Raw genomic sequence first — 19,187 nt, 5'->3', positions numbered from 1 at the left:
CGCCCGGATATAGCAAGACTCCCGGATAGTTCGACAGATGAATCCGTCCGGGAAACCGGCGACGCTTCAATAGGATCCGATAGCGGCTTCGATTTCGTCAATGGTGCCCTGATGCAGCTTGCGCTTGTTGGCGGCATAGGCCGCTCCTGGCAACGCAGCCAGTCGTGCCGCCGCTTCGAGCGCCATGGGCACAACCGCCTCCTGTGCGACCAGCCGGTCCACATAACCGATCGCGAGCGCGTCTTCCGGTGCGAACAATTCGGCCTGGATAATGGCCGATACCAGGCGGCGATTGTCAAGCCGCGCGCGGGGCAGGGCGATACCAAAAGCCGGCAGGATCATGTTGTTGACGGTTTCATTGGCTCCGAAGCGAAAGTCTCCGGTCGCAGCTATCCGCGTGTCGCAGGCGAGCAGCAGGAAAGCGCCCATGGCGATGGCATGCCCGGTGCAGGCTGCTACCACAGGTTTCGGGCCGCCATAGATCCTGACCAGCAGCCGGCTCGCCTGATCGAGCAATTCGCCGGATTTCTCCAGACCGTTGGTCGCAAGCCATTTCAGATCAAAGCCACCGGAAAAGATCCCGTGGCGTCCGGCCAGCACGATGGCGCCAGCCCGGCCTTCCGCTTCATCCAGAGCAGCCGTCAATTCGGTCATCCAGTCCGGATTGATCGCGTTGGCCTTGCCATCGTCAAAGGTGATCTGCGCCACTTTTTCATGAAAATCCAGCGAAATGGCCATGATATAGTTCCTCCCCCAAATGTTTAATCAACCAGTTAATGAAATATCTGCGCCTCCGGTTCAACCGGTCATAATGATAGCGACGACCGGTCCGGAACGGGGCAGGGGCGCTAGCGCAATTCTGCCATCAGCCCGAACAGCGCCGTCACGTCCGGCGGTGATGTATCGCCGGCATATTCGCGGTATAGCGTCGACACATTGACGGCGATCCGCTCACTGTCACCCCAGCTTGAAAAGTCCCCGAGACGGATATCATGCGCGGCATCGCGGACCGACAGGCCGGCATCATATCGTTGCCGCGCCTCCCGGTCGATGAAATGCAGATAATCCTGCACCCGGCGGACACCGGCGGCATCTGTCACCGGACCATGTCCGGGGACAATCGTCTTCGGTTCCAGGTCGATAATCCGGTCGCAGGCCGCGATCCAGTTGGCCACCGGCCCGGCCCACATGATCGGCGTGCCTTCGATGAACAGGATATCCCCGGTGAAAACCGTCCGGTCTCCAGCCACATGGACCAGCACATCCCCGGCGGTATGCGCCGGACCGACTTCGATCAGATCGACCTGCTTGTCGCCAACCTGCACACTATACTCGCCGCTGAAGGTCTGGGTCGGGTGCTTCTCGGCGACGTCGGTGAAATCAAAGCTGCCGAATATGTCGAGCAGATATTGTCCGGTTGGTCCAAGTCCTTTGGCCTGGGCCATGATCGCCGCAAGGGCAGGGGCCGGAAGTTCAGCCATTTCGGCGGCACTGGCTTCGGAGGCGATGACTTCGGCATGCCGGCACAGGCCATTGCCGTGGCAATGATCGCCATTGGCATGGGTGTTGACGATGGTGCCGATATCATCCGCACCAACACCGGCAGCATCGGACATGATATTCAGCATGTCGCGGGTCAGGCTCGCATCGAACAGCGTGTCGACCAGAAGGGATTGACCACAGTCCGTGATCAGACCGGCATTGGACCAGCCCCATCCGCCATCCGGCTGAAGATAGGCGAAGAGACCGTCGCCAGTTTCATAAAGGCCTTTTTCAAACGGATAGTCAGGCATTTCCCACTCCTCTTTCAACCGCGCCGGGCTTCATCCGCCATCGCCATGATCGACCGGGCATGGCGCATGGCAACTGCCTTGTGATCCTGACCATAACCGCCGCCCAGCGCGCTGGCGACCGGAATATCGCGGTCATGCGCCTTGCGGATCACCATGCGATCCCGTTGCTCGAGGCCATTGTCGCTGAGCGCCAGTCGCCCGAGCCGGTCATCCGCATGCGGATCGACGCCCGCCTGATACAACAGCATGTCCGGGGCAAAATCCGACAGCACTTTGTCGAGCGTACGGTCCACTATGCCGAGATATTCCTCGTCAGCGGTCCCGTCTTCCAGCGCAATGTCGAGGCTGGACCGGGCCTTGCGCACCGGGAAATTCCGGGCGCTGTGCACGGACAGGGTGAAGATGTCTTCCCGCCCGGCCAGCAGCGAAGCCGTGCCATCTCCCTGATGGACATCAAGATCGACGATCAGGATCCTGCGCGCATCGCCTTCCGCGCTCAGGCGATTGGCGGTAACTGCGAGATCGTTGAACACACAATAGCCGGCCCCGGTATCGGCCAGCGCGTGATGGCTGCCGCCGGCACTGTTGGCGGCATAACCATGTTCACGAGCCAGCTGTGCCGCCAGCCAGGTTCCGCCGGACGTATATTGCACACGGCTCGCAATTTTCTCCGAAACCGGAAATCCGATCCGCCGCTCCTTGTCGGCCGGGACTGCGGCGTTCAGCACTTCATCGACATAATCGGGATCATGCACCGCCTCCAGCCATTGGCGATCCATCGGCCTGGGCCGGTGCATCCGGTGATCAGGCAGGATCTCCCGCACCGCTTCCATCACCAGATAATATTTGTCGAATGCAAAGCTGCCGCGCGATGGCGGCGGCGCGACATAGTCGGGATGGTGGACAATCTCGAGCATCAGGGATGCGACAGTAGATTGGTCTGTCGGGGCGGTCAAAGCCCGGTTGCCTATTTCAGATGGCAGGTCAGGGCGAGGGCGATACAGTGCCGGACCGCATCAACCGGAAGCTCCTCGTCCACCCGGAAAATGATGGCGCGATTGCCATCAATGTCCAGGATATCTCCGTAGAGTTGCCGATAGCGGTCGGCCAGATCGGTCTGGCAGTGGACATAGAGCGCATACAGATCCTCCTGCCCCTTGTGCTGGTTGATCCGGATGGTGGTGCCGGATTTGGTGGCGGAGGGCAGAAAGGCAGGTTCACCCCATTTCAGCGTTTCCTCTAGCGGCCCGACAGCCGCATTTTCGGATGCGGTATCCAGAATCAGGTGGCGGAGTTCTGTCAGCCGTTCAGCGAGGTTTTCGGGCAGCGCCGCAAAGACCTTTGCAGTCTGTGCTGGCAGCCTGCTGGTCAATGTCCGACCGTCTCGCCACGCTTCAGGCCCGACAGGCCGAGCTGCTCGTCAATCTGGGCCATCAGCCGTTCAAGCCCGGCTTCGGATTTGGCTTCCGCCCGGGCCACCAGCACGTCCTGTGTGTTGGAAGCGCGCAGCAGCCACCAGCCATCCTCCGTGTTGACGCGGGCGCCATCGGTGCTGTTGACATCGGCGCCGGCCGCGGACAGGCGTTCGAGCACTTCGTCGATGACCGGGAATTTGCGGCTTTCATCGACCTGAAAGCGCATTTCCGGCGTGTTGATCATTTCTACCATATCGCTGCGCAACTGGCTCACGCTCTTGCCAATATTGGTGGCGGCCTGGATCAGGCGAATGGCGGCATAGGGCGCATCGTCAAAGCCGTAATAGTCATGCTTGAAAAACACATGCCCGCTCATTTCCCCGGCCAGCGGGGACCCGGTTTCCTTCATCTTGGACTTGATCAGGCTGTGTCCGGTTTTCCACATCAGCGGTTTCCCGCCCAGTTCGGCAATCCGGTCATACAGCGCCTGCGAAGCCTTCACATCGGCGATGATCGTCGCGCCGGGGACTGACTTCAGGACATCTTCGGCATAAATCGAGAGCAGCTGGTCGCCCCAGATGACACGGCCTTCGCCGTCAATCGCGCCGATCCGGTCGCCGTCTCCGTCAAAGGCCACGCCGAAATCCAGGCCTTTTTCCGCGACAATGGCTTTCAGATCTTCGAGATTCTTTTCCTCGGTCGGGTCGGGATGATGGTTGGGAAAATTCCCATCCACATCCGTGTAGAGCAGATGATGCTCACCAGGCAGCTGCGCCGTCAGCTTTTCGATGACCGGTCCAGCCGCACCATTGCCGCAGTCCCAGGCCATTTTGCAGGGCGCACCCGAGAAATTCTGCAACAAGCGGGCGACATACTGGTCCTCCATATCGATGCGAGTGACCCCGGCGCCGGATTCTGCCGCATTGTCCCAGTCGCCGCTGGCCGCCATCTTGCCGAGGCCCTGAATGTCATCGCCAAAAAAGGGACGGCCCTGGAACACCATTTTGAAGCCGTTATAATTGGCCGGATTATGACTGCCGGTGATCATGATCCCGCCCTGGACGTCGTCCAGCACGCACTCGGCATAGTAGAGCATGGGTGTTGGACCCATTCCTACAGACACGGCGCTGATGCCGCTGTCGTTCAGTCCGCGGACAAGCGCTTCTTCAAGGACCGGTGAGCTGATTCGGCCGTCATATCCGGTCGCCACTGTGGTGCCGCCATCGCGAGCAATCAGCGTCCCGAAGCCGCGACCGATAGCATAGGCATCGTCTTCGCCGAGAGTTTCGCCGATAATCCCGCGAATGTCATATTCACGCAGCGAAGTGGGATGGAACTCGTGATGGGTTTTTGCGGTCATTCTCTTCTTCGTCTCTTGATGTCAGTTTTGAGGAGGGGAGGCAGGTCAATAGCTTCCGTCTGTTGCCAAATTATGATGAAACGCACAATCGCGGTTTTCCGAGGGTAATCAACCGTCCAGTTCGTCCAGTAAAATGTCCCGGGCGCGGTTGATCATCCGTGCCATCTCTTCATCTCCTCCGCGGTCGGGATGATGTTCGGCCAAACGGTCGCGCCAGGCGTTGTTGATTGCCGTCCGGTCCGCCTTGTCATCGACGCCGAGCAGCGAGCGTGCGCGATCGAGTTCAAAATTGCGGGGTTTGCGCTTTTTTTCCGGCTCGTCCCGTGCCGGAATCAGAATCCGCCAGCCGCTCAGAAAGGCCGCGCCGCCGATTAGCGCCGTCCCGATTATCCAGCTTCCGCCGCGCAGGAAGTTCACGCCCAGCAGCGCCACCGCGAGGGCAAACCACTGATTGGCTGTCATGTTTCTGGCCTTGCCCGACAAAACCAGCGCACCGATGATCGCGGCGGTGATGATCAGCATGGTCGTCATGGGTCAGGCAACCAGCTGCGGCTTGCCAAAGCTGGGCCGGTCGGCATGGGGCTGGGGCAGGGCGAGATGCTTGATCAGTTCGCGCAGTTCCTGCCGCGCGGCGATATGACTGGTCGCCAGCCGCCCCAGATGCTCCTTGTCGAGCATGGTCAGTCCGGCGGGAAACAGCTCACGGTAAATGACCCGTTCGCTGAGCCCGGGGATGATCCGGAAGCCGACGCGCTGCGACAACTCGGCCAGAGCGGAGATGATGCGCTTCATGTTATGCGCTTCGACATATTGGGTGCGATTGCGCAACACGACCCAGTCGATCGTTGTTCCATCTGCCTTGGCCCGGGCCTTGCGGGCTTCCCAGATCAATTCGGCATAAAAGCTCAGCTTGCGGACCTTGAAGGTTTCCGGATCAACCTGCCCGATCAGATCGAAATCCACAAAACTGTCGTTGATCGGTGTGACCAGGCTATTTGCCCGGGTTGCGACAAAGCGCGCAAATTTGTCGTCTCGTCCGGGTGTATCATAGAGCAGATAGTCCACACCATGTGCCATGCGTTCGGTCAGCTGCTCGAGCCGGGCCAGTGAGTCATGCTCGAACACTTCGAAAAAGGGCTGGGGAATGTCGATGTTCAGCCGCTGCATCGTCGCCGCGCGGTTCTCGAGATAGCGATAGGAGGTGCGCTGGCGAGGATCGAGATCAATTATCGCGACCTTGTGACCCTGATAAGCGAGTGCAACAGCCACATGCACGGCGGTGGTAGACTTGCCCGTGCCGCCTTTCTCGTTCGCAAAAACGATATGATGTGTTCCGGAGCTGCTCACTTGTCTGATCTGTCCCCCTTCGGACGCGCACGGCCCATGGTGGCGTCTCTCGTGCCCCACGCAGGAAATGCTCTTGCGGTGGGTGAACCATCCCCGCATAGTTCGCAAGGTTGTTAACGTAAAATTTAGGACAATTGAGGGTTTCATGCAAATCATTAGGCAGCTTGCCCCACTCCGGGACGCTTTGAATGAGCTGCGGAAACGCAATAAGCGTATCGGTCTGGTGCCGACCATGGGCGCTTTGCATGCCGGGCATATGTCCCTCGTCGAGGCGGCCAGCGAGCAATGCGATGCCGTCATAGCTTCCATTTTTGTCAACCCGACCCAGTTTGGTGAAGGTGAAGATCTCGATGCCTATCCACGCCAGGAATCTGCCGATGCGGCCCTCCTCGAAGAGGCGAATGTTGCAATCCTTTGGGTGCCGACCGTCGAGCAGATGTATCCCGATGGCTATGCCACAAATGTCAGCGTTAGCGGTGTCAGCAACGGATTATGCGGCGGATCGCGACCCGGTCATTTTGATGGCGTAGCTACGGTGGTCGCCAAATTGTTCAACCAGGTCCGTCCGGATGCAGCCTTTTTTGGCGAGAAAGACTACCAGCAACTGGCGGTTATCCGGCGCATGGCGCGGGATCTGGACTTTGCTCACGATATTGTTGGCGTTCCCACCGTTCGTGATCCGGATGGCCTCGCGCTCTCCTCCCGCAACGCCTATCTCGACTCGAAGCAGCGGGCGCAGGCCGTGGCCTTGCCGGACGTCATGCGGGACGCGGCTGCCGCCATAGTCGCTGGCGGCGATCTGGATCAGATCTTGAAGGAGGCGACCTGCAAATTGCTGTCCTCCGGCTTTCAAAATGTGGACTATTTCGAGCTGAGAAATGCCGAAACACTGGAAATCATGAACAAATATCAAGAACCGGCAAGACTTTTGGCGGCTGCGCATATCGGGTCGACGCGGCTGATCGACAATATCGCCGTAACGCCCGGCTGAGGCGGCCTGCATTAACCTTGCAAAAACGTGTAAATTGTTTGTTTTCCAGTCTTTTTGGAAGGCGAAATCCGGGTTTTGACGAATCGCGTTAACCATTCTTTTAAGAAATTGCTGTGAAAGTCGTTCTGTCACCTGAGGTGGCAAAACAGGAACAGGGACTTGAAATATGGCTAACAGCATGAAAAGCGCAGCCTTCCTAATCGAAAGTCGGCTCGCAGAAGCGGCAAAAGGCAGCAGCAGTGCTTATTACGAACTCGGGGTGATTTACTCGACCGGATCCGAAGGGGTCGACGTGGATCTTGTCGAAGCCCACAAATGGTTCAATCTGGCTTCTTTGTCAGGCCATGATGAAAGCAAGGTGTGCCGTGCAGAAATTTCGCTCGAAATGACCGCCCGGGAAATTGCTGAAGCCCAGCGTGAAGCCCGCAACTGGTTGGACCTGACCACCCGTCGCGCTGCCTGAGCCGGCTCAACCTCCCTTCTTGAACGGCCCCATTTCGGCCAGAAACTCCATGTCGGCAGCAACTGCCTGCCGCTCGCGATCCAGATAGTCAGCAATGGCCGTACGAAATCCGGGATCGACGATATAATGCGCAGACCAGGTCGAAACCGGCTGATAGCCTCGCGCCAGCTTGTGACTGCCTTGCGCCCCGGCCTCAACGGTCTTCAGATTGCGTTCAATCGCGGCATCAATCGCCTGATAATAGCAAATCTCGAAATGCAGGAACGGAATGTCCCGGGTGCAGCCCCAGTAGCGACCATAAAGTGTTTCGGTGCCGATGACGTTGAGTGCTCCCGCAACGGGGATTTCATCCTGAAAAGCCAGAATAAGGAGCAGCTGGTCTCCCATTTTTTGTTGCAAAAGATCGAAGGCCGTCCGCGTGAGATAGGGAGTGCCCCATTTGCGGGCGCCGGTATCCTGATAGAATTCCCAGAAACAGTCCCAATATTCCGAAGTGATGGAGTCACCTGAAAACTGCCTGATCTCCACTTCCGCCCGCGCTTTTTTGCGCTCGCGCCGGATGGCCTTGCGTTTGCGCGAGGACAAGGTGGTCAGAAAGTCATCAAAACTGTCATAACCCTCGTTGCGCCAGTGAAACTGACTGTCCGCCCGGATCAACCAGCCCGCTTCGCGAAAATGATCGAGCTGATCTTCGGCTACGAAGGTTGCATGGACGGACGAAATGCCATTTTGCTCCGCCAGTTGTTCGGCCGCCCGCAAAAGCGGCCCAGCCATTCCCGTATCGCGCAACAACAGTCGTGGTCCCGGAACAGGCGAAAAGGGGGAGGCGATCTGGATCTTCGGATAATATTGTCCGCCCGCATTTTCAAAGGCATGGGCCCATTGCTGATCAAAGATATATTCGCCCTGGCTGTGGGATTTCAGATAACTCGGCAAACAGGCGCGGATTTCACCGCTGCTGTCTTCGATAATGATCGGCAGGGATTTCCAGCCCGTGCCAGGTCCGACGCTGCCTGACTCTTCCATTGCCGAGAGAAAGGCGTGAGAAACAAAAGGATTGTCCGGCCCGGCGCAGGCATCCCACTGTTTTGCGGGAAGAGAGGCAATGTCTGGTGCCGCGCGGGCAATGATTTCCAGGCTCTCGGCAAAATCCGGATTTTCGGGAGGGGCGTCAGAATCAGGCATGTTTTGCAGATGCTATCAGGTCTGCGGCATCTCATAAACCGGTTCATCGGCGTGCAGTGCCGCAATTTTTTCCTGCTCGGCTGACCGCACGGTCCAGGTCAAGACCGGCATGCCGCGTGCGCGACAGGAAGCTGCGAATCCGGAGGGCAGATCGCGGATGTCATAGGCGAGAAAATCCGGCTTGGCAGTCCACAGCGCCTGATGGCGTACAATGCGACCTTTGAGGTTTTTGCGGCCTTCCTCGGTGATCACCAGTCCGCGAACAATATGGGCTGCATTCTTGCGGAACCAGGCGGAAACCAGCGGGTTGAAAGACATGATTGCCGCCTTGCCGCCATAACCCTCCAGCGCCCGGCGGACGGACAGGCACAGCGGACCAACCCGGCGATTCCGGGACTTTAATTCTATCAGTATCGGCACGCGTCCGCCCACCTGATCGAGCATTTCCCGGAGGCGCGGAATCTTGCCATGACCATCTTTCAGTTGCACGCGATCGATTTCTTCGGCCCGCATATGTGCGAGTAGGCCGGACTGCCCGGTCAGCCGGCCCAGTTCAAAATCGTGAAAGACAAAGGCCCTGCCGTCTTCTGCCGCCTGCACATCGCATTCAATGCCGTGCCCCTGACGGATCGCAGCGTCAAAAGCTGCCGGACTATTTTCCAGGATTCCGTTGCCATGCAGCCCGCGATGGGCATAGGGCTGACCTTTCAGAAATGCGACGCGTTCAGGCTGCGGCGCCGGAGCAAACAGCCCGTCAAGCCGGTTTGAGAGCGACAATCGCGTCCACCTCGACAGCTACTCCGAGTGGCAATGCCGCGACACCGACGGCGCTGCGGGCATGTTTGCCGGCTGCGCCGAAAATGACCTCGATCATGTCCGAGCAGCCATTGGCCACTTTCGGATGATCGGTATAGTCCGCCGTGCTGTTGACGAACACGCCGAGCTTGACGATCCGGTCGACCCGATCGAGTGACCCCGTCGCCAGCTTGATCTGCGCAGCGATCATCAGAGCGCAAGCCCTGGCCGCTTCCTGGCCCTGCTCGAGCGACAGGTCATCACCAAGCCGACCGGTGATCAGCTGGCCATCGGCCATCGAGACCTGACCGCTGATATGCAGCAGGCCATTGATCTCCACAGCCGGCACATAGGAAGCGACCGGGGCTGCGGCCTTGGGAAGACTGATGCCCTTTGCTTCAAGGGCGGTTTCGATATGATCTGTCATAGTCCCGGTCAATCATGCCTGCGCATTCGGGTCAAGCGCTTCTGCAAGTTCCTCTGTCGCTGGCGCTGCTTCTCCGGACGCGAACTTTTCGCTGATCCAAGGCAACGCTTCCGTCCAGCCATCTATACGGGCATGTGCGGCCGGGTTGGTTTTGATATGTTTGGCGAGGATGGGTTCGCCCACCATTTGCAGCCGCCAGACATGTGGAGCGGTCTTGGCAACACTGCTGTGCTGATGGCCCAGATCGTCGACAAATACCGCAACCGGAGGGTCAAAATCCGCGACAATCTTCGCCAGGGCTTCGCCCTTGCCACCCTGATTGCAATAGACCGGAAAGTCGATTCCCACCGCGCGCAACTGTTCAGCCCTTGCCTCTCGCCGATCATCGAGCAGATTGGTCAGGATAACGATATCTGCCTGTCCGGAGAGCTGGTTGATTGCGTCAACCGCGCCGTCAATCGCACCCTGCCTGTGCATCTCCCCGTCGAAAAATTCCTTCAGCATCGGCCAGACTTCCTCCCGGGCAACCAGCGTGCCGTCATGCTTGTGGCGCAAGGCATCAACAAAGTCCCCCGACTCCAGATCAAAGTGGATATGCTTGTCCGAATCGAGCCATTCTTGAAAAGGCACAACCATGTGCAGCAGAACCTCATCGCAGTCGCTAATCAGCAGGGGTTTGCGGCTCATGAAAAGTCTCCGGTACGATTGAGATATCCGGCAGCGGCGGCCAGTTGCTCGGGTGGAACATCAATCGCTTCCGCACATGCCAGCAGATCCGGCTCATGATTGGCGAGGAAGCCGAGCAGCGAGGACAGCAGCGCAGGGTCCTCGAGTCCCGAGCGCAATTGCCGGGGATCCAGTCCGGTCAGGGCGAGCAGGCGGCTGGCCCGATCTTCGTCCTCCAGCACCCAGCTTAGAGCCTGTAATGCGAGCAGTTCGGTCTGTTCTTCCATATTGTGATTTGTTTCCATTTACGGATTCGCCTAAAGCGTCAGCAGCAAGTTTGGAAGGGGCAATTGCGCTGTGGCCAAAAGAGTTCTGGTTGTCGAAGACAATGAACTGAATCTGAAACTGTTCTGTGACCTTTTGAGGGCACATGGATTCGTGGTGGAACCCGTGCGAGATGGACGGGAAGTGGTTGACAAAGCCCGGAATTTTGTCCCCAATCTGATCATCATGGACATTCAGCTCCCGCATGTGAGCGGGCTGGAACTGATCGAACAGATCAAGCAGGATGGTCAGCTGAAGATCATTCCGATCATGGCCGTTACGGCTTATGCGGGCAAAGGAGATGAGGATCGCATCCTGACAGCAGGTGCGGAAGCCTATGTGTCCAAGCCAATTTCCGTTGGCAGATTTGTCGAATCAGTGCAGTCGGTGTTGCAGCGATAACCTAATCGCGAGCCCGCTTATTTGATCTTGGCTTCCTTGAACTCGACATGCTTGCGCGCAATCGGATCATATTTGCGCTGCACCATTTTTTCAGTCAGATTCCGCGGATTTTTGCGGGTTACGTAGAAAAACCCGGTATCCGCCGTGCTGACGAGCTTGATCTTTACATTGGCAGGTTTCGCCATGGTGCGTTCCTTAAAAGCATATGCTGAAAGTCAAAGGCGCCGCGCTGCGTCGCCGTGATTGAGCGCGCTAATGCTGAAAGGCGCCGTGAATGTCAAGAAAAAGCGATGAAATCTCACCCGCCCGCGGCAGGAGATGATCGCACTCCGCCTTTACGGCAATTTAACCATATTTTTGCACAGTCACCCAAAAGGCAGGGCAGATATATGGAACAAGATCGAAATCTACTCATTCAGGCAGAGATGCTGGCACTTGTCGAAGGGATCACCCCTTCGCTTGTGGAAGAGCATCCGGTCCAGTTCCTGCTGCATCTGGATCAGATCCGCCAAAAGGCGGAGCAGCACAAGCTTACCGCGCTGCATGATCTGAGCTGCGCCTTTGAGTCCGCTCTCCAGCAGGCTTTTAAACATGGCCGCGGGACGGTGACGGCCCAGGCCTATCTGGAAAGCATGAAAGACGCCCTGTCCTGTGAACCTTCCGATCGCCGGATGACGGAGGCAGTGATGGCGAATGTCGCTCTTCGTCTGGGTGGCCAGCCCTGATCTGTCGCCCTCGTGGACGCATTTCTTACATCCCTGTTTGCCCTGGCTATTGCGGAATTTGGCGATCGTCCGCAAATTTTGTGCGCGGCGCTCGTCATCCGCTTCGGGCGCGTTCAGCCGGTCGTCTGGGGGCTTGCTCTGGCCACTCTGGTGAACTGTCTTTTATCTGCCTGGGCCGGCTCGCAAGTGAATCAGTGGATTAGTGAAGAACCGGTGCGATTATTCTATGCCTTGTCACTTTTGTTGGCCGGGGTTGCCATGCTGGCATGGCGGCGGCCGGTGGATCTTCTGGAAAACTGGTCAACGGGAGCGTTCTGGACATCTTTTCTGGGCCTGTTCATTCTGCAGTTTGGGGACAAGGGCCAATTCATCCTTGCGGCCACGGCCGCACGTACCGACGCCTGGATTTTTGCCGCTATTGGCGGATGGATCGGTGTGATGCTCGCCTGTTTGCCTGCAATAATCCTGCAAGAACGACTGGCGCAGGCAGTGCCAGTTGTGGCGATGCGAAAAACTGGCGGGACTGTCTTGGTCGCTATCGGGATCATTCTCGCCATGAGTGCCTGGGGCGTTTTATAATCAATATAGTCGATTAACGACCAGGCATTTATCGATTCAACAAATCAGACAGACCCAGGAATTGCGTTGGCACACTCCGGAAAACCGACCTATTAAAGAATCAACAGGTAGTTGATGGAGAATTATGATGACCACAGGAGACAACGCAAAGAAAGCTGTTGCCGAAGCACTGAATGCCATTCTGGCGGACACATTTGCACTGTATCTGAAGACGAAAAACTTTCACTGGCACGTGTCCGGACCGCATTTCCGGGACTATCATCTGATGTTTGATGAACATGCGGCCGAAATTTTGGCCACAACCGATCTAATCGCCGAAAGGGTTCGGAAAAACGGCCACCGCACCCTGACGTCCATCGGCGACATTTCCGGCCGACAAAGCCTGAGCGACAACGATTCTGTCAAAGTCAGCGCGGACGACATGCTGAGCGAATTGCGCAACGACAATCTGCGGCTGGTTGAGCAGTATCGGTCTGCGAAGGAGCTCGCTGGTGAAGCAGGCGACAATGCCACGGACGGTATGCTTGACGACTGGACTGATCAGGCAGAGCAACGCGCCTGGTTCCTGCTCGAAAGTGCGCAGAGCGCCTGATTGAAACAGCGAAGAACCAAAAATAGCGGGTCAGTGCCCGCTATTTTTGATTTGTTTTTGGTCTCAGCCTATTTGGCGATCAGATTGACCGCAGCAGTTTTGCCGCGCCGGTCGACTTCCAGCTCAAATTCCAGCTTGTCGCCCTCTTCCAGCCCGCTCATCCCAGCTCGTTCGACTGCAGAAATATGCACAAATGCGTCTGGCTGACCATCATCACGCTGGATGAATCCGAAACCTTTCATGCTGTTGAAGAACTTGACGGTTCCACTGGCTTTTTCTCCGGTCAGTTCCCGCTGTGGCGGTCCACCGCGATCGACGACTTCGATCAGGTCGCCTTCAATCTGAATGTCGGAAGCGGAAACCTTGCCGCCCCGATCCACAAGAGAAAAGCGCAAGCCCTGACCTTCGGCCAGCCCCTTGAGCCCAGCCCGTTCAACCTGGCTGATATGAACGAAAACATCGTCGCCACCCGTATCCTGGACAATGAATCCAAACCCTTTTTGGGCATTGAAAAACTTAACTTTTCCGGTGCTTTCGCCAACCACCTGATCTGGCATGCCGCCGCCGCGATGACCGCCACCACCGCCGCCAAAACCGCTGTCGGGGCGGGTGTATCGTTCTACTGGGGGAGCACTGTCACCTTGATATCCGTCAAAATTTTCATCGCCGAAGCTGTCGCGCTTATCCCGGCCTCTACCACGCCGGTTCCTGTCAAAACCCATTCCTGAATCGTCTTTCACTTCGCCCAAAAAGTATCATCCAATGTCAGAACGGACGATGTTCTGATCATTATCCCGCGCGAATCCCTATGTCCTGCGCTGCGCAACCATATAGAAAAACCACGGGTTATGCGAACAAAATTCCGCAACTGGCGAAATTCGCGTTAACCAGGAACAGAATCCTGACTCCTCAGGACATCAAATTTCGCGATCTCAGAAAAGCAGGGTTTTCGGATCTGCCATGGGTTCCTGCTTCTGGGCCTTCAGCAAAGCCATGATCGAACGGACCAGAACCCAGACCGCAAGAGCAAACAACAGCGGGATTCCAATGAGTACGAAAGACAATATTACGCCAACCACTCCCACGATGATACCGACAATGAAGGTCATGATGTGATATTGCAGGTGACTTTCTTCCCAGGTTCCGGCGACTTCGTCTTTCCAGACAAATGCCAGTATTCCTCCGATAAGCCCGGTGATACCCACCACAAAACTGGCGATATACAGAAGTGATATGATGGTTGACTTGTTCATGTCGAAATTGCTGTCCGACGAAGGCGATTTCTGGTCTGTCATGTTTTTCCCCAACTTTTGAAGACGGCCATTCGGGTCGCTGGCGAACGGCAATCTAGGTCTTGCTGTTTTTGTGGCGCTACGGCACATAGCATATTCATGGACGCCATGATGTCAATTTGTGCTGCTCGGCCGAAAGATCTGAAAAACATGTCTTTTTGCCCGATCCGGGATGGATGGTCCCAGGCCGCCATTGAGTTGCATGTCATGGACTGTCAAAACCAGATAAGAGAAGCGTAATGTCCGTATATTTTCACGAAGAAGACTTGCCGAAGGACGTTCTGGCAGACGGACCAGTCGCTGTAGACACCGAGACCATGGGTCTTCAGACTTTGCGCGATCGCCTCTGCCTGCTTCAGATCTCCGATGGCGGTGGAGACGAGCATCTTGTCCGGTTTGGAGTCAACAGTGATTATTCCGCCCCCAATCTCAGGGCGATTCTCGCCGATCCCGGCCGTGTGAAACTATATCATTTTGCCCGCTTCGATCTTGCCGCTATCCAGCATTATATGGGGGTGATGGCAGAGCCCGTGTTTTGCACCAAAATCGCATCTCGACTGGTACGCACCTACACGGATCGCCATGGTCTCAAGGAGCTGGTCCGTGAATTGCTGGCGCAGGATATTTCCAAACAGCAGCAGTCCAGTGACTGGGGCGGGCCGGAACTCAGCGAAGCGCAACAGGATTATGCGGCATCCGACGTCCGGTTTCTTCATCGTCTGAGGGACGAGCTGAAAGTCCGGCTTGAACGGGAAGGGCGAATGGAACTGGCTCAGGCCTGCTTCGATTTTCTTCCCCATCGGGCGCGGCTGGACATCGCCGGATGGCCGGACGTGGATATATTTGCGCATGCCTGACGGGATTGGTAGGTGGTACGCATTGCCCGTATTCAGGCCCGATAAACGCCGCCTCGTGTGAAAAAGCATCAATATGTCGACTGAGACCAACAAAGCCAAAAGCAAGCGACAGGAGTTCGCCGCTCCGGGTGGCAGCCATGATCGCAACATCCGTTTCTTGCGGATTCTCCTGCCGGTATTTGTTGGGGCCCTGGGTGCTGTTTTGGCGCTTGCGCCCTTTACCATGGCGGGTGAGCTGAGTTTTGTTCTGGACAAAAACAGTGTGGAAGTCGCGAAAGAACGCATGCGGGTCACGGAAGCGCTGTATCGTGGAGAAGATAGTCAGGGCCGACCATTTTCCCTGAAAGCGGGTTCCGCCGTTCAAAAAAGCTCGGAAGAGGCGATAGTCGAGCTGAGCAATCTGTCCGCTCGTATCCTGCTGGAAGACGGACCCGCGCAGATTCGGGCGCAACAAGGGCGCTATGATATGGATCTGGAAAATGTCAGTGTTCCAGGACCCGTTCAGGTGGAATCCGCCGGCGGGTACCGCCTCACTACCAACAATGTGACCGTAGATCTGAAGAGCCGGACCCTGGAAAGTGACCAGGCCGTTGAAGGCCGGACCAATATCGGGACTTTCCGGGCTGATCAACTGAAGGCAGACATGAATGCGCGTACGGTGACACTTGATGGCAATGCAAAATTGCGCATCGTGCAAAACGGACTGAGGGGCGGATAAATGAAAAGACAGACCAAGGCCGGAATGCTTGCGGGCACCTTGCTGATTGCAGCGGGCATGACAGTTTTTGCCGGAGCGGCGCCTGCGCAGGTTTTTGGCGGCCATAATGCCAACGCACCTGTCAATTTTGACGCCGGACGGATCGAAGTGCAGGATCGTGCCGATCGCGTAGTGCTTTCCGGTGCCGTCCGTGTCGAACAGGCGGGTCTGGTTCTGAACTCGGCGAGAATGACCGTGGCCTACCGCAATACCGGCGGGATTGAAGTGGACCGAATAGATGCTTCGGGCGGCGTGCGAATAGTCAAGAATGGCGATACAGCCAGCGGTAACGCCGCCATATATGATCTGAATCGCCGGTTGATTACCGTTGTCGGTAATGTGCAGTTGACCCAGGGCACCAATCGGCTCTCGGGAGGGCGGCTGATAATCGATCTGGCTTCCGGGCAATCCACGATAGATGGTCAGGCCGCTGGCAGGGGTGCATCGGGAGTCAGAAATTCTGGCGGACGCGTGTCCGGCACATTCACTGTGCCCCAGCGGGATCCGCAATAGCGATATTTTCTGTCGTCAAAACAGATATTTGCCTCTTCCATGCACAAAGCTTGCCAAAATCCATTGGATTGGGGCAATATTAACCCTTAGACAAGAAATCAGGGCGCAGAACCGCGGCCAGGGACAAGAATTTTATGAACGATATCGCTGCTGTTGATCAAAGCACCGCATCTGCACCGGGCTCTGCCATGGCAAGCGACGCCATGGAACATGGCCTGGCGGTTGTTTCGATTGCCAAAAGCTATGACAAGCGCAGCGTTTTGTCGGATGTGTCGCTTTCGGTGGCGCGCGGGGAGGTTGTTGGCCTTTTGGGCCCCAACGGAGCTGGCAAGACCACCTGCTTCTATTCTGTCATGGGTCTTGTCCGGCCCGATGCCGGCCGGATCATGCTCGATGGCGAGGATATTACATCGCTTCCCATGTACCGCCGGGCGATTCTGGGCCTCGGGTACCTGCCGCAAGAAACGTCAATTTTCCGCGGCATGACCGTGGAGCAGAATATTTCTGCCGTGCTGGAAATGGTAGAAAGCGACAAGGAAGTCCGCGCGGAAACACTTGACCGCCTGCTCGATGAATTCGGCCTGACAGCGCTGCGCTCGTCCCCTGCCATGGCTCTTTCAGGAGGCGAACGTCGTCGCTGCGAGATTGCGCGTGCACTGGCCGCCAACCCCTCGATCATCCTGCTGGACGAACCTTTTGCAGGTATCGATCCGATTTCGATTTCGGATATTCGCGATCTTGTCGTCCAGCTCCGCGAGCGCGGAATCGGTGTGCTGATCACTGACCATAATGTCCGTGAAACGCTCGATATCGTGAACCGGGCCTGCATTATTTATGATGGTCAGGTGCTGTTTGCCGGAAGTCCCGAAGACCTGGTCGCCGACGAAAATGTCCGGCGCCTGTACCTTGGCGAAGGCTTTGCACTGTGAAGATCGCTGGTAACTATCGGCGCGGAGAAGGGATCCGGCGAAGATAATGGCACTGGGTCCACGCCTCGACCTGCGACAGAGCCAGTCACTGGTGATGACCCCGCAGCTGCAGCAGGCAATCAAGCTGCTGGCCTTGTCCAACCTGGAGCTGGAAACCTACATATCGGATGAGCTCGAGCGAAATCCGTTGCTCGAAACCGGAGAGCTCACCGCGGAAAATACCGGTGATGGCGACGGCGCGGATGTCGATGCGGAGCCAGCGGTCCAGGGCAGCGATGAAATATTAACTTCCGGGCCGGCTGAAGCGGAATCGACACTGGACATTGACGTTTCGGGCGAGCAGTTTTCGAGCAACAGCCTGTCCGAGAGCGACGGACAGCCTGCAGGTGCGCTTGATGGGACATTGGGATTGAATGGCGCAACGGCTTCTTCCAGTGGTTCCGGTGGCGAGGCTCCCGATTTTGAGAATATGCTGGTGGCCGAAACCACTCTGGCCGAACATTTGATGAAACAGGCAGGCGCTATTCTGTCTGGCGCGGAGTTGTTCATAGCCCAGCATATCATCGATCAGATTGATGAATGCGGCTATCTGCAGTGCGACCTGCTCGAGTTGTCGCATCGGCTCGGAGTGGGCCTGGAAGAAGTGAAACATGTCCTGACCGCTGTGCAAAGTCTGGAACCGGTGGGGGTCGGCGCGCGGGACCTGTCGGAATGTCTGATGCTGCAGGCGAAGGACGCTGATCGTTATGATCCCGCCATGGCCTGCCTGCTCGACAATCTGGACCTGCTCGCCAAAGGCGCGTTGCCGCAACTCAAGCGCATCTGCAATGTCGACGACGAAGATATTATGGATATGGTATCCGAAATCCGTGATTATGATCCGAAACCGGGCCTGCGGATCGGCGGCGGCGATGTTCAGGCGGTAGTCCCCGACATTTTCGTAGCGGAGCGTCGCGGCAAGTGGATCATTGAAATCAACAGTGCGACCTTGCCCAGAGTGCTGGTCAACCGCACCTATTATAGCGAGCTGGAAGACGGCGCGCAGGACAAGGCGTCGAAAGAATGGCTGAACGATTGCCTCGCCGATGCGAGCTGGCTGGTCAAGGCGCTTGACCAGCGGCAGCGCACGATCACCAAGGTCGCTACCGAGATCGTGAAGCAGCAGGAGAATTTCTTCCGCGAAGGTGTCGCCCATCTCCGGCCGCTGACGCTGAAGAATGTTGCCGATGCGATTGAAATGCACGAATCCACCGTCAGCCGGGTGACGTCGAACAAATATCTGTCCTGCGCACGTGGCACGTTTGAGCTCAAATATTTCTTCACCAGCGGTATCCAGTCTTCTACCGGTGGCGAAGCGGCGTCAGCGGAAGCCGTGAAGAGCCATATCAAGTCCCTGATCGACAATGAGGATCCGAAAAAGATCCTGTCCGACGACAAGCTGGTCAAGCTGCTCAAGGAGGAAGGCTTCGACATTGCCCGGCGAACCGTCGCCAAATATCGCGAAGCTCTGGGGCTTGGCAGTTCGGTTCAACGCCGCCGCCAAAAAGCATTGCAGGGCAAGGCGGCCTAAGCCAGTCGCACAGCTTCGGCTTCGATCGACAATTCGCTTACCAGTATGCCTGTCACGACGACACGTTTCTCGACCGCATCAACGGGCGTCCGCAATAATTCCAGGCGATAGCTGTTCCCGTCATCGGCCTGCAGCACAAAGCCGCCTGCATCGCGGACCAGCATTCCTGCATATTCGGCCTCCGGTCGGACGGGATCCTTCATCG

General features: G+C 57.0%; 27 protein-coding genes. 11 read left to right on the top strand and 16 right to left on the bottom strand.

What is annotated here, in order from left to right; genetic code table 11:
• Nucleotides 1–66 precede the first annotated feature (66 nt).
• From BUQ90_RS02915 to BUQ90_RS02885, 7 genes are all read right to left on the bottom strand, one after another.
• A complete protein-coding gene (locus BUQ90_RS02915) occupies nt 67–738 on the bottom strand; it encodes a crotonase/enoyl-CoA hydratase family protein (RefSeq protein ID WP_074203637.1) in 672 nt (223 codons plus the stop codon).
• Between the two features lie 110 nt (nt 739–848).
• Nucleotides 849–1,793, bottom strand: a complete 945-nt coding sequence (locus BUQ90_RS02910; RefSeq protein WP_074203636.1) for an MBL fold metallo-hydrolase — start codon at nt 1,791–1,793, stop codon at nt 849–851.
• 14 nt (nt 1,794–1,807) lie between these two features.
• The gene (locus BUQ90_RS02905) at nt 1,808–2,710 is read right to left on the bottom strand and encodes a histone deacetylase family protein (protein WP_074203635.1); all 903 of its coding nucleotides are present in this window, start codon (nt 2,708–2,710) and stop codon (nt 1,808–1,810) included.
• A gap of 50 nt (nt 2,711–2,760) precedes the next feature.
• Nucleotides 2,761–3,165: a DUF1801 domain-containing protein gene (locus BUQ90_RS02900; RefSeq protein WP_074203634.1), complete on the bottom strand. Its 405-nt coding sequence runs from the start codon at nt 3,163–3,165 to the stop codon at nt 2,761–2,763.
• Complete coding sequence (gene pgmG / locus BUQ90_RS02895; RefSeq protein ID WP_074203633.1) at nt 3,162–4,568, bottom strand: phosphoglucomutase/phosphomannomutase PgmG; 1,407 nt, start codon at nt 4,566–4,568, stop codon at nt 3,162–3,164. The genes BUQ90_RS02900 and pgmG overlap by 4 nt, the downstream gene beginning before the upstream one ends.
• Nucleotides 4,569–4,676: 108 nt before the next feature.
• Nucleotides 4,677–5,099 (bottom strand): J domain-containing protein, encoded by a 423-nt coding sequence (locus tag BUQ90_RS02890; RefSeq protein ID WP_074203632.1) that lies wholly within the window; start codon nt 5,097–5,099, stop codon nt 4,677–4,679.
• A gap of 3 nt (nt 5,100–5,102) precedes the next feature.
• Nucleotides 5,103–5,915: a division plane positioning ATPase MipZ gene (locus tag BUQ90_RS02885; protein WP_074203631.1), complete on the bottom strand. Its 813-nt coding sequence runs from the start codon at nt 5,913–5,915 to the stop codon at nt 5,103–5,105.
• A 145-nt stretch (nt 5,916–6,060) separates the two neighbouring features.
• Between BUQ90_RS02885 and panC the strand changes: the two genes are divergently transcribed.
• On the top strand, nt 6,061–6,906 hold the full coding sequence (gene panC, locus BUQ90_RS02880) for a pantoate--beta-alanine ligase (RefSeq protein WP_074203630.1): 846 nt from the start codon (nt 6,061–6,063) through the stop codon (nt 6,904–6,906).
• 166 nt (nt 6,907–7,072) lie between these two features.
• Complete coding sequence (locus BUQ90_RS02875) at nt 7,073–7,369, top strand: SEL1-like repeat protein (RefSeq protein ID WP_074203629.1); 297 nt, start codon at nt 7,073–7,075, stop codon at nt 7,367–7,369.
• A 6-nt stretch (nt 7,370–7,375) separates the two neighbouring features.
• Here BUQ90_RS02875 and BUQ90_RS02870 read toward each other — a convergent pair whose 3' ends face one another.
• Genes BUQ90_RS02870 through BUQ90_RS02850 form a run of 5 tightly spaced genes read right to left on the bottom strand, consistent with a single transcriptional unit; the run spans nt 7,376 to nt 10,747 of the window.
• Entirely contained in the window at nt 7,376–8,554 is a 1,179-nt protein-coding gene (locus tag BUQ90_RS02870; protein WP_074203628.1) for a GNAT family N-acetyltransferase, read from the bottom strand.
• A 15-nt stretch (nt 8,555–8,569) separates the two neighbouring features.
• Entirely contained in the window at nt 8,570–9,331 is a 762-nt protein-coding gene (locus BUQ90_RS02865; protein ID WP_074203627.1) for a glycerophosphodiester phosphodiesterase family protein, read from the bottom strand.
• Entirely contained in the window at nt 9,309–9,776 is a 468-nt protein-coding gene (locus BUQ90_RS02860) for a RidA family protein (RefSeq protein ID WP_074203626.1), read from the bottom strand. The genes BUQ90_RS02865 and BUQ90_RS02860 overlap by 23 nt, the downstream gene beginning before the upstream one ends.
• A 12-nt stretch (nt 9,777–9,788) precedes the next feature.
• On the bottom strand, nt 9,789–10,463 hold the full coding sequence (locus tag BUQ90_RS02855; RefSeq protein WP_074203625.1) for a hypothetical protein: 675 nt from the start codon (nt 10,461–10,463) through the stop codon (nt 9,789–9,791).
• On the bottom strand, nt 10,460–10,747 hold the full coding sequence (locus BUQ90_RS02850) for a DUF3572 domain-containing protein (protein ID WP_074203624.1): 288 nt from the start codon (nt 10,745–10,747) through the stop codon (nt 10,460–10,462). The genes BUQ90_RS02855 and BUQ90_RS02850 overlap by 4 nt, the downstream gene beginning before the upstream one ends.
• 52 nt (nt 10,748–10,799) lie before the next feature.
• Between BUQ90_RS02850 and BUQ90_RS02845 the strand changes: the two genes are divergently transcribed.
• Nucleotides 10,800–11,168, top strand: a complete 369-nt coding sequence (locus tag BUQ90_RS02845) for a response regulator (protein ID WP_074203623.1) — start codon at nt 10,800–10,802, stop codon at nt 11,166–11,168.
• A 17-nt stretch (nt 11,169–11,185) separates the two neighbouring features.
• On the opposite strand, the gene rpmG is transcribed toward BUQ90_RS02845, so the two are convergent.
• Entirely contained in the window at nt 11,186–11,353 is a 168-nt protein-coding gene (gene rpmG, locus BUQ90_RS02840; protein WP_074203622.1) for a 50S ribosomal protein L33, read from the bottom strand.
• Between the two features lie 204 nt (nt 11,354–11,557).
• On the opposite strand from rpmG, the gene BUQ90_RS02835 reads away from it, so the two are divergent.
• The 3 genes from BUQ90_RS02835 to BUQ90_RS02825 all read left to right on the top strand — a co-directional run bounded on the left by BUQ90_RS02835 (nt 11,558) and on the right by BUQ90_RS02825 (nt 13,064).
• A complete protein-coding gene (locus BUQ90_RS02835; protein WP_074203621.1) occupies nt 11,558–11,893 on the top strand; it encodes a hypothetical protein in 336 nt (111 codons plus the stop codon).
• Nucleotides 11,894–11,905: 12 nt separating this feature from the next.
• Complete coding sequence (locus BUQ90_RS02830) at nt 11,906–12,472, top strand: TMEM165/GDT1 family protein (RefSeq protein WP_074203620.1); 567 nt, start codon at nt 11,906–11,908, stop codon at nt 12,470–12,472.
• A gap of 127 nt (nt 12,473–12,599) precedes the next feature.
• On the top strand, nt 12,600–13,064 hold the full coding sequence (locus BUQ90_RS02825; RefSeq protein ID WP_074203619.1) for a Dps family protein: 465 nt from the start codon (nt 12,600–12,602) through the stop codon (nt 13,062–13,064).
• Between the two features lie 68 nt (nt 13,065–13,132).
• Here BUQ90_RS02825 and BUQ90_RS17905 read toward each other — a convergent pair whose 3' ends face one another.
• Entirely contained in the window at nt 13,133–13,786 is a 654-nt protein-coding gene (locus BUQ90_RS17905) for a cold-shock protein (protein WP_074203618.1), read from the bottom strand.
• Nucleotides 13,787–13,996: 210 nt separating this feature from the next.
• Nucleotides 13,997–14,359, bottom strand: coding sequence for a DUF4870 family protein (locus tag BUQ90_RS02815; protein ID WP_074203617.1), 363 nt, complete (start codon nt 14,357–14,359; stop codon nt 13,997–13,999).
• Nucleotides 14,360–14,595: 236 nt separating this feature from the next.
• On the opposite strand from BUQ90_RS02815, the gene BUQ90_RS02810 reads away from it, so the two are divergent.
• The 5 genes from BUQ90_RS02810 (at nt 14,596) to rpoN (ending at nt 18,982) form a co-directional block, all read left to right on the top strand.
• The gene (locus BUQ90_RS02810; protein ID WP_074203616.1) at nt 14,596–15,213 is read left to right on the top strand and encodes a ribonuclease D; all 618 of its coding nucleotides are present in this window, start codon (nt 14,596–14,598) and stop codon (nt 15,211–15,213) included.
• Nucleotides 15,214–15,286: 73 nt separating this feature from the next.
• The gene (lptC, locus tag BUQ90_RS02805; RefSeq protein WP_074203615.1) at nt 15,287–15,931 is read left to right on the top strand and encodes an LPS export ABC transporter periplasmic protein LptC; all 645 of its coding nucleotides are present in this window, start codon (nt 15,287–15,289) and stop codon (nt 15,929–15,931) included.
• Nucleotides 15,932–16,483, top strand: a complete 552-nt coding sequence (locus BUQ90_RS02800; protein WP_143182700.1) for an LptA/OstA family protein — start codon at nt 15,932–15,934, stop codon at nt 16,481–16,483.
• A gap of 188 nt (nt 16,484–16,671) precedes the next feature.
• Nucleotides 16,672–17,412, top strand: coding sequence for an LPS export ABC transporter ATP-binding protein (gene lptB, locus BUQ90_RS02795; protein ID WP_239447380.1), 741 nt, complete (start codon nt 16,672–16,674; stop codon nt 17,410–17,412).
• A gap of 46 nt (nt 17,413–17,458) precedes the next feature.
• A complete protein-coding gene (gene rpoN, locus BUQ90_RS02790; protein ID WP_074203613.1) occupies nt 17,459–18,982 on the top strand; it encodes an RNA polymerase factor sigma-54 in 1,524 nt (507 codons plus the stop codon).
• Here the strand turns inward: rpoN and BUQ90_RS02785 are convergent.
• Nucleotides 18,979–19,185: a DUF5818 domain-containing protein gene (locus BUQ90_RS02785; RefSeq protein ID WP_074203612.1), complete on the bottom strand. Its 207-nt coding sequence runs from the start codon at nt 19,183–19,185 to the stop codon at nt 18,979–18,981. The genes rpoN and BUQ90_RS02785 overlap by 4 nt on opposite strands.
• Nucleotides 19,186–19,187: the final 2 nt, after the last annotated feature.

Origin of the sequence: Parasphingorhabdus marina DSM 22363 (assembly GCF_900128895.1) — a bacterium.
GTDB classification, from domain to species: Bacteria; Pseudomonadota; Alphaproteobacteria; order Sphingomonadales; family Sphingomonadaceae; genus Parasphingorhabdus; species Parasphingorhabdus marina.
Note: the sequence above shows the minus strand (reverse complement) of the source record. Positions and strands in the feature narration are given on the sequence as shown.